Source organism: uncultured Methanobrevibacter sp. (assembly GCF_902788255.1).
In the GTDB taxonomy this organism is placed as follows: Archaea; Methanobacteriota; Methanobacteria; order Methanobacteriales; family Methanobacteriaceae; genus Methanocatella.
On the sequence record NZ_CADAJR010000040.1, the window covers coordinates 1 to 14,725 of the forward strand.

Annotated in this window: 19 protein-coding genes; 7 read left to right on the plus strand and 12 right to left on the minus strand. The window is 36.8% G+C overall.

The features are described from left to right. Positions 1–647 precede the first annotated feature (647 nt). The 10 genes from QZV03_RS10250 to QZV03_RS10295 all read right to left on the minus strand — a co-directional run bounded on the left by QZV03_RS10250 (position 648) and on the right by QZV03_RS10295 (position 8,770). Positions 648–1,229, minus strand: a complete 582-nt coding sequence (locus tag QZV03_RS10250) for a 30S ribosomal protein S3ae (RefSeq protein WP_296876499.1) — start codon at positions 1,227–1,229, stop codon at positions 648–650. Between the two features lie 488 nt (positions 1,230–1,717). Beyond that, positions 1,718–2,038, minus strand: a complete 321-nt coding sequence (locus QZV03_RS10255) for a NifB/NifX family molybdenum-iron cluster-binding protein (RefSeq protein WP_296876501.1) — start codon at positions 2,036–2,038, stop codon at positions 1,718–1,720. A 32-nt stretch (positions 2,039–2,070) separates the two neighbouring features. Further along, complete coding sequence (gene mtnP / locus QZV03_RS10260) at positions 2,071–2,829, minus strand: S-methyl-5'-thioadenosine phosphorylase (RefSeq protein ID WP_296876503.1); 759 nt, start codon at positions 2,827–2,829, stop codon at positions 2,071–2,073. 6 nt (positions 2,830–2,835) lie between these two features. Then, on the minus strand, positions 2,836–4,284 hold the full coding sequence (locus QZV03_RS10265) for an RtcB family protein (RefSeq protein WP_296876505.1): 1,449 nt from the start codon (positions 4,282–4,284) through the stop codon (positions 2,836–2,838). A gap of 65 nt (positions 4,285–4,349) precedes the next feature. Beyond that, the gene (locus QZV03_RS10270) at positions 4,350–4,670 is read right to left on the minus strand and encodes a hypothetical protein (RefSeq protein WP_296876507.1); all 321 of its coding nucleotides are present in this window, start codon (positions 4,668–4,670) and stop codon (positions 4,350–4,352) included. A gap of 47 nt (positions 4,671–4,717) precedes the next feature. Next, positions 4,718–5,131 (minus strand): archease, encoded by a 414-nt coding sequence (locus QZV03_RS10275; protein ID WP_296876509.1) that lies wholly within the window; start codon positions 5,129–5,131, stop codon positions 4,718–4,720. Positions 5,132–5,504: 373 nt separating this feature from the next. Next, positions 5,505–6,614: an ORC1-type DNA replication protein gene (locus QZV03_RS10280; RefSeq protein ID WP_296876511.1), complete on the minus strand. Its 1,110-nt coding sequence runs from the start codon at positions 6,612–6,614 to the stop codon at positions 5,505–5,507. A 37-nt stretch (positions 6,615–6,651) separates the two neighbouring features. Continuing rightward, complete coding sequence (locus QZV03_RS10285; RefSeq protein WP_296876513.1) at positions 6,652–7,371, minus strand: 6-hydroxymethylpterin diphosphokinase MptE-like protein; 720 nt, start codon at positions 7,369–7,371, stop codon at positions 6,652–6,654. A gap of 64 nt (positions 7,372–7,435) precedes the next feature. Next, positions 7,436–8,086, minus strand: coding sequence for a YitT family protein (locus QZV03_RS10290; RefSeq protein WP_296876515.1), 651 nt, complete (start codon positions 8,084–8,086; stop codon positions 7,436–7,438). Between the two features lie 15 nt (positions 8,087–8,101). Further along, a complete protein-coding gene (locus tag QZV03_RS10295; protein ID WP_296876516.1) occupies positions 8,102–8,770 on the minus strand; it encodes a YitT family protein in 669 nt (222 codons plus the stop codon). Positions 8,771–8,966: 196 nt separating this feature from the next. On the opposite strand from QZV03_RS10295, the gene QZV03_RS10300 reads away from it, so the two are divergent. The 4 genes from QZV03_RS10300 (at position 8,967) to QZV03_RS10315 (ending at position 11,787) form a co-directional block, all read left to right on the plus strand. Continuing rightward, positions 8,967–10,109: an alanine--glyoxylate aminotransferase family protein gene (locus QZV03_RS10300; RefSeq protein WP_296876518.1), complete on the plus strand. Its 1,143-nt coding sequence runs from the start codon at positions 8,967–8,969 to the stop codon at positions 10,107–10,109. A 385-nt stretch (positions 10,110–10,494) separates the two neighbouring features. After that, positions 10,495–10,914 carry a GerW family sporulation protein gene (locus QZV03_RS10305; protein WP_296876520.1) on the plus strand — a complete coding sequence of 140 codons (420 nt, stop codon included), beginning with the start codon at positions 10,495–10,497 and terminating at the stop codon, positions 10,912–10,914. 29 nt (positions 10,915–10,943) lie between these two features. Then, positions 10,944–11,513, plus strand: a complete 570-nt coding sequence (locus QZV03_RS10310) for a DUF2953 domain-containing protein (protein ID WP_296876522.1) — start codon at positions 10,944–10,946, stop codon at positions 11,511–11,513. Further along, positions 11,503–11,787 (plus strand): hypothetical protein, encoded by a 285-nt coding sequence (locus QZV03_RS10315; RefSeq protein ID WP_296876524.1) that lies wholly within the window; start codon positions 11,503–11,505, stop codon positions 11,785–11,787. The genes QZV03_RS10310 and QZV03_RS10315 overlap by 11 nt, the downstream gene beginning before the upstream one ends. Here QZV03_RS10315 and QZV03_RS10320 read toward each other — a convergent pair. Continuing rightward, entirely contained in the window at positions 11,750–13,282 is a 1,533-nt protein-coding gene (locus QZV03_RS10320) for a thiamine pyrophosphate-binding protein (RefSeq protein ID WP_296876526.1), read from the minus strand. The genes QZV03_RS10315 and QZV03_RS10320 overlap by 38 nt on opposite strands. Next, the gene (locus QZV03_RS10325) at positions 13,279–13,737 is read right to left on the minus strand and encodes a deoxyuridine 5'-triphosphate nucleotidohydrolase (protein WP_296876528.1); all 459 of its coding nucleotides are present in this window, start codon (positions 13,735–13,737) and stop codon (positions 13,279–13,281) included. Before QZV03_RS10325 ends, QZV03_RS10320 begins: the two co-directional genes overlap by 4 nt. Positions 13,738–13,796: 59 nt before the next feature. On the opposite strand from QZV03_RS10325, the gene dmpI reads away from it, so the two are divergent. The 3 genes from dmpI (at position 13,797) to QZV03_RS10335 (ending at position 14,646) form a co-directional block, all read left to right on the plus strand. After that, a complete protein-coding gene (dmpI, locus tag QZV03_RS10330) occupies positions 13,797–13,985 on the plus strand; it encodes a 4-oxalocrotonate tautomerase DmpI (RefSeq protein WP_296876530.1) in 189 nt (62 codons plus the stop codon). A gap of 239 nt (positions 13,986–14,224) precedes the next feature. Further along, positions 14,225–14,464, plus strand: coding sequence for an IS200/IS605 family transposase (gene tnpA, locus QZV03_RS11315; protein WP_394350688.1), 240 nt, complete (start codon positions 14,225–14,227; stop codon positions 14,462–14,464). A gap of 26 nt (positions 14,465–14,490) precedes the next feature. Continuing rightward, complete coding sequence (locus tag QZV03_RS10335) at positions 14,491–14,646, plus strand: hypothetical protein (protein WP_296876532.1); 156 nt, start codon at positions 14,491–14,493, stop codon at positions 14,644–14,646. The last annotated feature ends 79 nt before the right edge of the window (positions 14,647–14,725 follow it).

Here is a 14,725-nt window from a genome sequence, read left to right on the forward strand (position 1 = left end):
TTTAAATTAAAAATAAAGAAAAAATAGAACGAAAAAAATTTGTGACTCAAAAACTAGCGCAAATTCAAATCACACAAGTTTTTGAAAGAGACAAAAAATAAGAAAAAAAATAAAAAATGTTTAAATTAAATAATAAAAATTGAACATTAATAAAAATGAGACATATAAATTTAACCACAATTATGACATAGTACTCAAAAAAATGACATAGTACTCAAAAAAATAAAATATTTAAAATTAATGATACTTAAATTTAAACAATATTTATTAAAAAATATTTTTTTAAATAAATTTTATTAAAAAAAATAAAATATGTACAAAAATCATTTAGTTCAGACATATCTAAACAAAATTTAAAATCGAAAAAAACATGTGAAAAATTAATTACATGTTAAAAAAGAAGAGATATGAAAAGTTTATTCATCACTTATTTAATTATAAGAATGTTTTTTAGAGCATTTTAGAATATTATACAATTTTAAAACTATTTAGCGATTCCTATATCTTAACTTTGTAAATAAACCTTATGTTCAATATGCATTCAACAGGAAAATATGGGTAAAAATCAGTGATTGAAAAAAAATGCTCTATATAATATATAATATATAATAAAGTTCAGTTAAAAAAAAAGAAATGAAAAAGTAATCTTATTTGATTACTTTACTTTTGATGATTTCCACTCTTTTGAGAGGGTATATTTTTTTAGCGTTGTGGTAAATTTCAGATGCTAATTTACCGTTTACACATACGCCCACTAATTCATCAAAGGATCTTTCAGCTGCTGCTTCGATGAGTAAATCTTCGATGGTTTTTCTCATGTATCTTTGTTGGGAAGATTTAGCCCTTCTGATGGTTACAGCTAAAACTTGTAATTTTAATTTGCGGTCATCTTTAGTTTTAACAACTGCAGAAGCATCGATTCTGGAAGTTCCTCTTCTAATCATACTTCTAACATAGTCAGTTGTGGTTTTGTGACCTGTGAATTTGGTGTTTGCAACATTACCTGCTACATTATCAATTTCAAACCTGAGTTTGATGTATTGTTTTGAGAAGTCTCCGGTTAATTCCCTCATGGTAACTTCTACTCCTCTACCAATAAGAAGTTCTGGATCTTTAGCTGGAGTTTCTCCAATTTCTTTATCTTCAAAGTTCACTGGTGTTTTAATAGTATACCAGGATTTTTCTTTCCATGTATCACGTACTCTACGTCTTGCTTTTGCTTTTGCCATTATATCAACCGTTTAAATTTATAATTTATTATATATAGTAATCTAGCGTTACGCCATTAAATTTTAAAAAATAGTCTTAAATTAAGCAGTACATTAAATACTACACAAAATAAACCTAAAAAATGATTTCGATTAAGTACAGATTTGCAATCATTTTTTCGACTATCCGGAGCATTGCACTCCTTTTTTAAAGAAATATTTGTAATTAAGTTTTATTTTTTAAAACCCGCCCATAAAGGTTATATTTAGTTATTTTAGTCATGATATATAAACATTATTGAAAAAGTGAAAATTAGTGAAAAATTCTTAAATTTCAAAAATAATAATTTATCAAAACAAAATAATAAGTTTCTACTAAAAAAGATTTCTGAAGCCTAAATCAAAAATAAAGATTGGAAAAACGTTTTAAAAAAAGTTACAATAAAGTTGAAAAACAGATACAATATATTTTTGCAACAAAAATGTAGAAAAATAATAGAATGAAAATGTTAATTTTTCATGAAATTAACATGATCAATGTATCTTTTGAGAACATCATCAATAGGACCCTCATCCATCACAAGCTTGATTCCAGCATCTTCAGCTTTGATTTTTGATTTGAATCCATATTGAACGCAAATTAAAACATCACAGTCACTACAGGTCTTTATTACCTTTCCACCCTGATGTTTTGCATCATCTGCAATTTCAATGTCTCTTCTCTCAACAAATTCCAGCTCATCCCCATAGTCATAGACATATACGGATTTTCCCCTGCCGAGGTGAAGGTCAACATTTTCACCATCACTTGATACTACAGCCAAACGCATTAAATCACATCCCCCTTATATTATATAATACATTATACTTCAGCACCGTCCAATGCATGATTGCACATGCAATCCTGTGACTCATCAACATTCTTTATGAAATTATATATCAATTCAAGTAGGTCTGCTTCCTTTTCCTTTACCATTTCAAAGACTTCATCAATTGTCAGCTCACTTTCGGAGATTCCTGAAGCGTAATTGGACACGATACATATTGAATTGTAGCAGATTTCCCTTTCACGTGCAAGGGTAACTTCCGGAACGCCTGTCATTCCCACAAGGTCCCCTCCAAGCATCTTGAACATCTTAATCTCTGCCGGAGTCTCGAATCTAGGACCTTCAGTGCAGACGTATGTGCCTCCAAGAATAACATCACCTGACTTGTCCAAAATATCCCTCAAAGTTGGGCAATATGGTTCGGTTACATCTATATGTACGACCTTATCTTCATAGAAAGTTTTAACCCTATCCTGTGAAAAATCAAGAAAATCATCAGGAATTACAAATGAACCCGGAGGCAGGTCAGTGTTCATTGAGCCTACGGAATTTGTTGCGATGATTTTTGTAACACCAACATTTTTCAATGCGTCAATGTTTGCCCTGAAATTGATTTTATGCGGTGGAATGGAATGTCCCGCAGCATGACGAGGTATGAATGCCACCTTCTTGCCGGAAATGTCAAGAAGTGACACCTCAACGTCACCATAGTCTGTTTTGACAAGTTTAATCTCGCAGGAATCAGCCTTTTCGGTGATTTCATATACTCCACTGCCGCCAATTATACCAATCATGTGAATCTAACCTTTGCAAACTGATAGCGGTTTAACCTTAACCACAAGCTTGGCAATACCTGTACTGTCAGATACCCTGACTACTGAGTCAACGTCCTTATATGCGCCAGGAGCTTCCTCTTCAATCACATGTTTGCTTGTAGCCTTGATCTTGATGCCCTTTGACTGTAAGTCTTCAGTGATTTCATCAGCATCATAGTTCTTTTTGGCTTTGGAACGTGAAAGGATACGTCCCGCACCGTGTGCGGTGGATCCGAAAGTCTCTTCCATTGCAGTTTCAGTACCGCACAATACATATGAAGCAGTTCCCATTGTACCCGGGATTAAGACAGGCTGTCCGACTTCCCTGTATTTTTCCGGAACCTCTTCCCTTCCAGGTCCGAATGCACGTGTTGCACCCTTACGGTGAACCAGCAGTTCCTCTTCACGATTGAAGACCTTATGAGTTTCCATTTTAGCGATGTTATGCGCAACGTCATAGACTATATCCATTTCCATATCCTTGGCGGATTTGCCTAAAACATCCTCAAATGTTTCACGCACCCAATGGGTCATCATCTGACGGTTTGCCCATGCGTAATTTGCAGCTGCAGCCATTGCCTGAATGTAGTTTTGAGCTTCCTTGGAATCCAATGGAGCGCAAGCCAATTGCCTGTCTGCAATATTGACTTTATATTTCTTGTAAGCCTTATCCATAATCCTCAGGTAATCTGAACATATCTGGTGTCCGCATCCTCGTGAGCCTGAGTGAATCATGATTACAATCATGCCCTTTTCAAGTCCGTAGACCTCTGCGACATGCTCATCATAGACCTCATCTACAACCTGAACCTCCAAAAAGTGATTACCGGAACCGAGGGAACCCAATTGTGGAATACCTCTTTTTTTGGCCTTATCGGATACGATGCTTGAATCAGCATCAACCATTCTTCCGTTTTCCTCAAGGACTTCAAGGTCCTCTTCCCATCCGTAACCGTTTTTGACAGCCCATTCGGCACCGTAATCCAGAACATCGTTGATTTCATCCTTTTCAAGCCTGATTTTACCTTTGCTTCCAACACCTGACGGAATGTTTTCAAAAAGCTTTTCGGTAAGCTCGTCAAGGTGGTCTTCAATGTCTTCAACGGTCAGATTGGATTTAATCAGCCTTACTCCACAGTTGATGTCGAATCCGACTCCTCCAGGAGATACAATACCATTCCTTAGGCTGAATGCTGCAACTCCTCCGATAGGAAAACCGTAACCGAAATGGATGTCCGGCAGTCCTATTGAATATCTTTGAACACCCGGAAGGCAAGCCACATTAATAATCTGTTCGATAGCGCCTTCCTCCAAATCATCGAAGTATTCATCTGCAATGTAAAACCTTCCAGAAGCCCTCATAGATTTGTTGTAAGATCCTGGGATTTCATAAACGTTATCTCTAACTTTCTTAATTTCATCTTTAATGCTCATAGTATCACAAAAATATTATGTTTAAATATATATTGGTGGTGTTTAAATAAGGTTTGGGTAAAAAATTATTTTCTAAAAAGAGCTGATATTCCGGCAATGAGCAGAAATATTGCACTTATTATGTTTATATGGTTTGAACCTACAATTACAAACATTGTTGCTACAATAAATCCTACACCTGCAATTTCAGAGTTCTTTCTGACATAATATGTTGAAAGTATTCCCAAAACTGAAGCCGCAATAGCAATTATTCCCAAAAAGGGAGCGTGTGCAATTTTAAGGTTTTCTAAAAATATTAAAAATGATCCGGAAAATATTCCGATTATGGAACCTAAAGCACCCACAATCATTTCAAAATTTCTGGAAATCGTTTTAGTTCTTTTCATAATAATGAATATGGTTGATATGATATAAATTATTTGTTGAAGATTTTCTATAAATCCACAATGGCCTGAACTTCAACATGGTCGGTTTTTTTAACCTCCATCTTGTGAAAGGTTATTGCCTTTATTTCGCTTTTTCTTTCGTGCTTGTCCCAGTCAATCTCCTCACCGACTATCTTGGCTTCAAGGTGCAGGTTTTCATCGATTTTGACATGAAATTCTGAAAATAACATGAACTCAATTTCATGATAAAACAGCAATTCCTCCAAATAATCATAAAGAAGTGACACTTCGTCCTCTGAGGTAACCTCAAATTCGATTTCCCTTAAAGCGCCAATACCAGAGGTGTCAGAAATTATATTAAAAATTGCAAGTCCCGCATTTTCAAATGCCTCATTTATATCCTTACCATATGCCTTAAGTCCAATGTCGGCTGTTGCTTCAAAATATTCATAGCTTTTCATGACCTTACCTCAAATTATTGATTACCAAATGCTCTCACTCTTTGCTTATATATGTACTTTTTACAACTTTAATATAGTGATTAAAATGATAGGTAATAATGACACCACAATTCAAGTTGATTTAAGAAAAAAAAGTTCAATGAAAGACGAAATAATGTACAGTAATTTAGATATTCAATCTTGCATGGTAGTGCTTGTAGTAATAGCAGCATTACTTTTATCTGTTATTTCTGTTGTAGCAGCTCAAGCTCCAGTAATCTAAACTGAAGTCTTATTTTACAATGCCAAACCCTTTAGTTGCACATTAGACTATGAGCATACCATGCAAAATACTCTAATGTTAACAGAAACTAATTTCCCGTTTACAGGAAAACTAGATGGCATAATCATCGGGGTTGAAACGCAATATAATTTCTCTGGCATTTCCTTTAACCCCTTTTCCTGTATATTTTGTATCAACCAATCTTACGAACTCCAACTTGTCAAGCGCACGGTTGAATGATGCGTAGCTTGATCCTGTTTTTTCCTTGAATATTTTGGACAGTTCACCGGCATTGTACATGCCCTCGTTATCCGCAACCATCCTTAGAATGTATCTTTCAGAATCGTTCAATGATTTCAATGATTCGACAATATTGACAGACACCAGGGATTCCAGAGCCTTTTCGAAGTGAACTTGAGTTATTTCACGGCTTGCATCGGCCTCAGCGATATTTCCGCAGCTTCTCAAAAGGTTGATTCCCACTCTCAAGTCACCGTTTTCTTCAGTGTACATGGCAATCTGTTCCAGTATCTCATCGGATAAAACATTCGGGAAAAATCCTGCCTTTACACGGTCTCGCAAGATTCCTTCAATTTCAGAATAAGTGTATAATGGGAATAGAATTTCCTGAGGAATAAATACGGTATTTACATTTTTATCGAAGGAATATTTGAATTCCAAATCAGACATTATTGCAAAGATGGATGCCTTTACTCCAGGATATTCCTCATATGCCCTGAGCAAATCATAAACAACCTTATCTGCATTCTTTGATTGGAACAAGTAGTTAATGTCATCCAGCGCAACTACAAGCGCCTTTTCCTTTTTCTGGAGTTCCTTCATTATCTGGTCATATATCCTTGAAAATGGCACTCCTGTTTCAGGCGGAATGTGGCCGAACAGCTTTTTGTATATCTGTGAAAAGATTCCGAATCGTGTGGTGTGCAGCTGACAGTTGATGTACAGGCATACTACCTTATCTGAACTCTTCTCGACCAGTTCGAATACCTTTCTTATTGATGTTGTTTTTCCTGTTGCCGGTGAGCCTAAAACAACTGCGTTTGATGGTTGACCTCCCCTTAAAGCCGGCCTTATAGACATTGCCAAAGCTTCCATTTGTGTGTCTCTGTAATTGAAATTTGGAGGAAAGTAATCTGGATCAAAAGCATTTATGTTTTGAAAAAGACTTTCATCTGACATTAAAATATCTTCGATTCCCATAATATCATATTATACATATTATATTATAAAACAATTTTTATTCACAAAGATTCTTTATGACAACATTTTCATTGTCCTCTATCCACTGGGCGAACTTCTCGGCATAACCCAGCTTTTTCTTTTTGAAGTCATCGGCCTGGGCAATCTCGGTTTCAATGTTCGGACGAGAATATCTGGTTACAATGTCTCCAAAGTCCATGCCCGCAAGGGTGATTTCCTCTGCACCCAAAGCCACAGCCAAAAACATTGCACGGTCGCCGTCTGTAAATCCTCCGAAATTGTAGAGGTTTCCGACAGGCTGTGATTGTGTGGTGCCCAATACGCTTGTAAAGAATGGTGTCAGTTTGGCAATCTTGTCCATATTGTCCCCATGGGCATGTATTGCAACGTTTGCTCCCCTGAAATTGGCCAATAGTATGTCGTCAAGGTTTCCGTCAAGGTCTGTAGCCACTATGTCCGGCGCAATTCTTTCTTCAACAAGAGCTGTTGTTGCACCGTCGGCTGCAACCAGAACATAATCCTTTAAATCATAGTTTTCCATTAAAAACTTCACATGTTCTTTTAGTGACGGACCTGCGCCGAATACGATGAACTTGTCTGAAAAGTCCACAAACCCTTTTAAATCCTCAAGGGTCAGGCATCCTTCAGTTGAAAGGATTTCATCCAGGAGCTTTGCGGATTTCTCATCATTTTCACGTGAAAATCCGAAGTCATCAAGAATCTCTTTATAATATTTTTCCCATAGTCCAAATTCCATATTTAAACCTCACTGTAATAATTTTAGCCTTTGATTTGTTAAATAATTTATTATTGTTCTGCTGTTAATTTTTGTTTACAACATTGACCTCGTGGCCGGTGATTCTTGAATAAAGGTTGTTGATTTGCCTTAATGTGAATCCGACCATGAATGCTGAAATTATGGTTCCGACGTTTACAGCGCCTAAAATGTTTGTATACCAAAGGCCGCACATTATAAGGGAAATTATCACCATTGCGGCGTCAAAGCCAATCTTTATTGTTGAAAATCTCCAGCCTGTAACGATTGCAACTGATTCGACGCACCCCTCTCCCGGAAGCGGAGCAATGTTTGCAGGCATATAGATGAATATTCCAAGAGCGGTTAAAAAGATGCTTGCAATCAGAAATGCTGTACACATCAGAATTGATGAGTCAAATGGTATGAAACCAACAATATAAAGTGCCAGATCAGTGAAATATCCAAAAAGAACGCAGTTTATCAGCTGCAACAGCCTTTTTCTGTGGAATCTTTTTCTCAAAATAAGAAATTGGATCAGAATCAGTGCGGCATTGAATATGAATGTGGTTATTCCAATGTTTATGTTTGTTATCAATGCCAGAGAATATGATATTGAGCTTATTGGAGTTGTTCCAAGTGTTGAAACGATTGAAAACGCCACTCCAAGAGACATTATGAAAAGTCCTATTACAAAACATCCAATTCTTTTAATCATATTATAATATATATCTTACATCTTTTTTAAATCCACGTCCTCACCTGTGAAGTGCCCATAGATTTTGTGGATATACCTGACGGTTGTACCGATAAAGAGCGCCCCGAGTATTGTACCGATTCCAACACTTCCAAACTGGCCCAAAAATCCGTAACTCAGAATCAAGGCTGTTGAGACAACGCATATGTCAAAATACACCTTGATTGTTGGAAAAGGCTTATCTGTAACTATTGCAATGGCCTGTGTAACGCCCTCCACCGATAGAGGTATCAGATTTGTCGGAACATAGAAAAAGAGGCCCAACGCTATGAGAAATATTGAAAGCACAGTCATAACAAAGGCCCAAATCAGATTGTCTGCAGGAGGAATGAAATACATGAGAGCTACTGAAAAGCTTGTAAATGCCCCAAACAATACTCCTACAAATACCTGAAGGAAATGTTTCCTCTTAAAGTCGCCCCTAAGCAATGCCAACTCCATTGCCACAAGTATCGCATGGAATATGAATGTTGCAATGCCTATCTCCACTGCCCAGATAAGATTCATGGCATATGGTATTGAGCTTACCGGCGCTGAGCCCAAACCTGATTTTATTGAAAACGCAACCCCCAGCGTAATCAGATACAGCCCGAAAACATAGTTGAAGACCCTCCTCAGGGTCAATTCCTCCCCACTAAATTGCATAGTAATATATTAGTTACGAGAGTATTTAAACAGTTAGTAAAAAATATGCTACTAAATTATACAATTACATAATTTGACAGGAATTTGTTCAAAAATTTTGAATAATCTACATATTAAAAATATTTAATAAGTATAAAAATCAAAAATAAAAATGGCTTAAAATAAGCCAATTTTCTAGAAAATTGGAGGATATTTAATGAACGATATTTTATTAATGCTTCCTGGACCAACAACAGTACCCCCAAGAGTACTCAATGCAATGTCACAGGCTGTTGTTAACCACAGAGGAGCTAAATATGGTGAAATTTTAACTGAAACTACTGAATTAATGAGTAAAGTTTTCCAAACCTCAAATGACTCTTATTTATTAACTGGATCTGGAACTGCAGCAATGGAAGCAGGTATTGCCAACACTGTAGCACCAGGTGAAAAAATGTTAAATGTTGTAGGTGGAAAATTCGGTGAAAGATTCATGAAAATTGCGCAAACTCATGGAATCGACGCACAGGAATTAGCAGTTGAATGGGGAACTGCAGTAACACCTCAAGCTATCGAAGAAGCTCTCGAAGCTGACGAAGACATCAAAGCTGTAAGTGTTATCCACAACGAAACCTCAACAGGTGTAGCTGCACCTATTGAAGAAATCGGTAAAGTAATGAAAAACTATGACGCATTATACATTGTGGACACCGTTTCATCCCTTGCTGGTGATGAAGTAAACGTTGACAAGTTCGGAATTGACGTTTGTCTTACCGGATCTCAAAAATGTATCGCTGCACCGCCTGGAATGGGCGCAATCACATTAAGTGACGACGCATGGGCTGCAGTCGACAAAGTTGAAACCAACACTTTCTACCTTGACCTTAAAGCTGCAAGAAAAAGCGGAAGCAAAGTGCCTCCTGAAACTCCATACACTCCATCAGTTTCACTCACTTATGCAATGAATGAAGCTTTAAAAATAATTATGGAAGAAGGACTTGACAACAGGGTTGCACGTCACCACAAAGCAGCTAAAGCAAGTGTAGCAGCTGTCAAAGCTTTAGGTTTAGAATTATTCGCTGATGAAGCTGTTTCATCCGCTACAGTTACCGCTGTTAAAATGCCTGAAGGAGTTACCGATGCAGAGTTCAGAGGAACCACACGTGACAAATACGGTGTTGAATTAGCAGGAGGTCAAGACCACCTTAAAGGAAACATCTTCAGAATCGGTCACATGGGTACAATTTCCTACAAAGAACTTGTTCAAACCTTTGCAGCAATTGGTATGACCTTAAAAGGCTTAGGCGTAATCGACGATGCAGGCGCTGGTGTTTCATCAATTACAGAATCATACTTATGATTCTGATTTTTTCTTTTTTTATTAAATTTTGTAGTTATAACTTATAACTCATCTTTTTTTGAAAAGCATGTGAAATATTTTTGTGATTATCATGTTATGATAAGTTATAAGTGAAAAGTTACACTTGAAATGCATGTCTCAATCTTGTGTATTAGAACTTATAACTTATATGTTACACTTGAAATGCATGTCTCAATCTTGTGTATTAGAACTTATAACTTATATGTTACACTTGAAATGCACCTCTCGAAAACTCCACTTATACCTTATAACTTACACTTGAAACTTATGTCTAAACATTAAAAAAAGTAATACTCTGAAAGTAAAGTAAAATTATTTAAAACAATAATGCAAAAAATAATATCAATAATAAGGATGTGAAACAATGTCAGAAAATATTAAAACAACTGTTGAAGAATTGCGTAAATTGATCAACGTGGACAATGTAATAGGCACACCGATAGAAACCGAAGATAAAGTTCTAATACCAGTAATGAAAATGGGAGTAGGTTTTGGAGCTGGAGAAAACATATTAGGTACTGAAGGCAGTGACGCCGCAGGAGCAGGTGCCGGAGTGGAACCTATATCCATGGTTATGATACCTAAAAAAGGAAATGATGCCGAAGGAGTGCGCGTACTTGACTTAAGTAAAGGAACCGAAACCAACAAGGCGATTTCCGATATCGGACTCATCGTTACCGACCTTGTAAAAAGCTTTTTGGAGTCACAGCAAGGTGGCGCTGAATACTACGATGAAAGTGAATACATAGAACCTGAATTCAGTACAGCTGACGATCAAGAATAGGAATTCACTATATGTTAAACATCCTGGGGATGATTATACTAATAATCATCTTATTTATTATTATTTTACTCATAATAGGCATTAAGATAACATTTGAGTACAATAAAATAGATAGTGAATTTAAAGGATGTCTGAAAATACTTATTTTAAAAAAAATCAAAGTCTACTCACGCCAATTTCCATCACAGAATGACAATGCAGACGAAGATGACAAAAAAGATGATGAAAAAAAGGAAAAGGACTTCAAAAAGATATTAAACTTGGCCAAACCCTGCCTTGAAGACCTTCTGGATTATCTGAAATCCGCATTGAACATCATCAAAGTAACAAAAGTCAAAAACCATCTCATATTTGGAATGGACAGTTTTGCAGATACCGGAAAATATATCGGAATCATCTGGGGACTTCTCTCAATCATAAACCCGATGCATGAAAACCTGGCCCTAAGTGCCGAACCGTCATTTAAAGGAAGCCAACTCGATGCCAAAGGAGAGAATGAAGTTGAAATATATCCGCTGAAACTCCTGATTCCTACAATCAGACTGATTTTAAAGGAAGATGTCAGAAAATTAATCAGAGGTGTTTTGGATGAGCGATGATATTTTTGATGAGTTAAGGGAAATATTTGAAATCAGCCAAGACGTCAAGATTGAATTCAAGGAAATTTATGGATTAACATTTGCCTTTGAATCAAAAATTAATATAATGAGAAACAGCATTGTCTCAACAGAAATAGCGCCGCTTGGAATAATATATAAAGAAAACGATGAATATTACTTCGCACCCCTAGACGAAGTTGAAAATATAGACGAAATAATTAAGGAATATGTGAAAACTATTCCGGAAGGGGAATGTTCTCACGTTGAACAATGACCTCAACAACCAATGGTCCTTTAAGATTCTTATCCAATACCAGTTCCAAATCATCCAAATTGTCTACACGCACAGCATCAATTCCATAGCTTGAAGCGAGTTTTATGAAATCAGGATTTTTGAGTTTGACCTGATATGCATCCATATCATAGAAATCCTCCTGCCATTGCCTGATGATTCCATATTCGGAATTGTTTAAAATGAACACTATAACGTCAAGGTCGTTTTCCCTTATTGTTGCAAGTTCCTGAAGGTTCATCTGGAAATCCCCATCACCGTTTATGACAATCACCTGCTCGTTTGTGGCAATGGCCGCACCGATGGCTGCCGGTACGCCGTATCCCATTGGAGCAAGGCCTCCTGAAAAGAGCAATTGCCTTGGCTTTAGGGACTTTTTCAAAAGTGTTGTCCATGTGGTGTGTGATCCCGCATCGGAAACGATAATGTTATTGTCAAACTTATCCAGAATGCGTTTTATCGCTGATTGCGGCTTTAAATCATCATCCAGACCCTCAAGAGGATATGTATCGTCAATGTCAAGGAGTTCGCCAATCCAGTCCGCCTTTTTGAATTTGGTCTGGAAAATGAAATCCATGACCTTGCCATGAATCGGATAATCCCCAACCAGAACATCCCTATTGATGTTTACATGAATGAAATTGTCCGGAATTTCAGGAAGTGTCCTTTCACTTGCCTTGATTCCCAATCCAATTATGCAGTCAGCGTTTTCAAGTGCGTATTTTGAGCGTGGATTTGCACGTATTCCGCATAGCCCAAGATTCAGAGGGTTTTCCTCTGAAACTATTCCCTTGCCGTGAAACGTTGTGGTTACCGGAATTTGATACTCTTCCACTATCCTGTTGATATTTTCCGCATGAGAGATTGCCCCCGCACCAAGTATGAACAACGGTTTTGAGGCATTGTCAATCAGCTCCTGTGCCTTTGAGAGGTTGGACATGTCATCCTCGCAGAGATAGCACAAATCAAAGTCATCGAATTTTTCACTCAAAAGTATGTCCTTTGCAAGGTTTATGTGAATCGGACCCTTCGGATTGTTTTTAAGCTCATAAATGGCCGCACGCAACACATACATCGCTTCGGTACCGTTCAGGGGATTGTATGATGATTGTGTGATATGTTGGAAGATTTCAAACTGAGGAGTGGTCTGGAAATAGTCGCTTCCACGATGCTTAAGCTCATTGTCTCCAGTCAAAACAAGCATCGGTACATTGTCCTTGAATGCTGTGGCCAATGCCATGGTAGTGTTTAAGGCTCCAGGTGAAGCGGTTGTGATGCACACTCCAATCTTTCCGCTTGATCTTGTATATCCGTCTGCAGCATGTGCCACCGCCTGTTCATGGCGTGTTAAGATGTGTGTAACACCGGAAGTGGATAGGGCCTTATAGAGAGGCATTATCTGCTCGCCCGGAATGCCGAAAACTGTAGTCAGTCCCTCCTCTTCAAGAATGCTGACTATCCTGTCTGCAACGTTCACTCTTCTTCCTCCTGATAGGAGCCGTCGTATTCCCCTGATCCTTCAACAGGAAATACTACTGCCTGTGCGATTCTGTCTCCGGATTTGATTTTGTATTCAAACTCACCGTGATTGTATATCATAAACATGAGTGTTCCGTAAAAGCCTGGATCTCCAACTGCGGTCTGCACCGATACGAATGACCTCAGCAGTGTTGAGCGGGGCAGATACAGCATTGTATATCCTTTTGGAATCTTGATTTTCCTTTTGATACTTGCAAGATATGCAGTATGAGGTTTTAGGGTATAGACTTCCCCTTCAAGCTCCTCTAATTCAGGCAATGTCTTTTCATTGTCAATAAGAGAGCCTGGAGTCTTTTGTATGTAAATCTTATCCAGTTCCAAATCGATTCCTGATGGCTGCACCAGGTCCTTGAAGTCCGGAAACAGTTTGACTAATTCTTTTTCACCGAGCATAAAAACACCTTTAATAAAATATATATCTAATTTGCTTAATATAATTAAATGGTGATAACATGCCAGTAATTACAATAGGTGGAAACGACGGAATTAGTGTAGAAAAGAAACGTGAAATGGTAAAAAAAGTATCTGAAGTTGTAGCTGAGGCTTATGATTTGCCTATTGAAGCTATAACAGTTCTGGTTCAGGCATATCCTAAGGAAAGTATTGGTGTGGCTGGCGAACTTTTAAGTGATAGGGAATAACCCTTATTTCCTATTTTAATTGAAAAGGGAAAGACACAATGACAAATCTTTCCCTTAAATTCTAAGTTCAAACCAAAAAAGAACTTTGTATTTGATTACCAAATACAAGTAAATATTAATGTCACTTTATCTTAATGATGCAAGAATACCACAACTTCTGTAAGTTGTGGATGAATTGCAAGTTGGGTATACTATTCTTTTATTAATTTTTAAAGAGTTATTTTCTTATAATAATTATTATGAGCAGTAATTTGAATAGGAATCAACATTCAGTATACATATTAACCTATCACTTGGTATTGGTGATTAAATATCGTAGAAAGGTTATTAATGAGGATATTTTTGATTCCCTTATGGTTATTTTTAAAAATATTGGCTTTAAATATGGTATTGTAGTTAAAGAAGCGAATTGGGAGGTTGATCATATTCATATTTTATTTGAAGCTAAACCAAGTACAAATTTGGTTAAATTATATTAATTCTTTATAAAAGTGCAAGTAGTAGAATGATTAAAAAACAATATCCAGTTATAAAAAAAAGAGTTTGTGGAAAAGTGCTTTTTGGAAAACAGGTTATTTTTATTACAACAACTGGTGGAGCAAAATATTTGATACTATTCGCCAGTATATTGAACGGCAACGAGAAAAGTAATATAATTTAATTAATAATTTTCATTTGAAATGATTAGTTTTCAAATGCTCTCTCACTTTCTTTATATAGGTGTTGTTTTCTAATATATT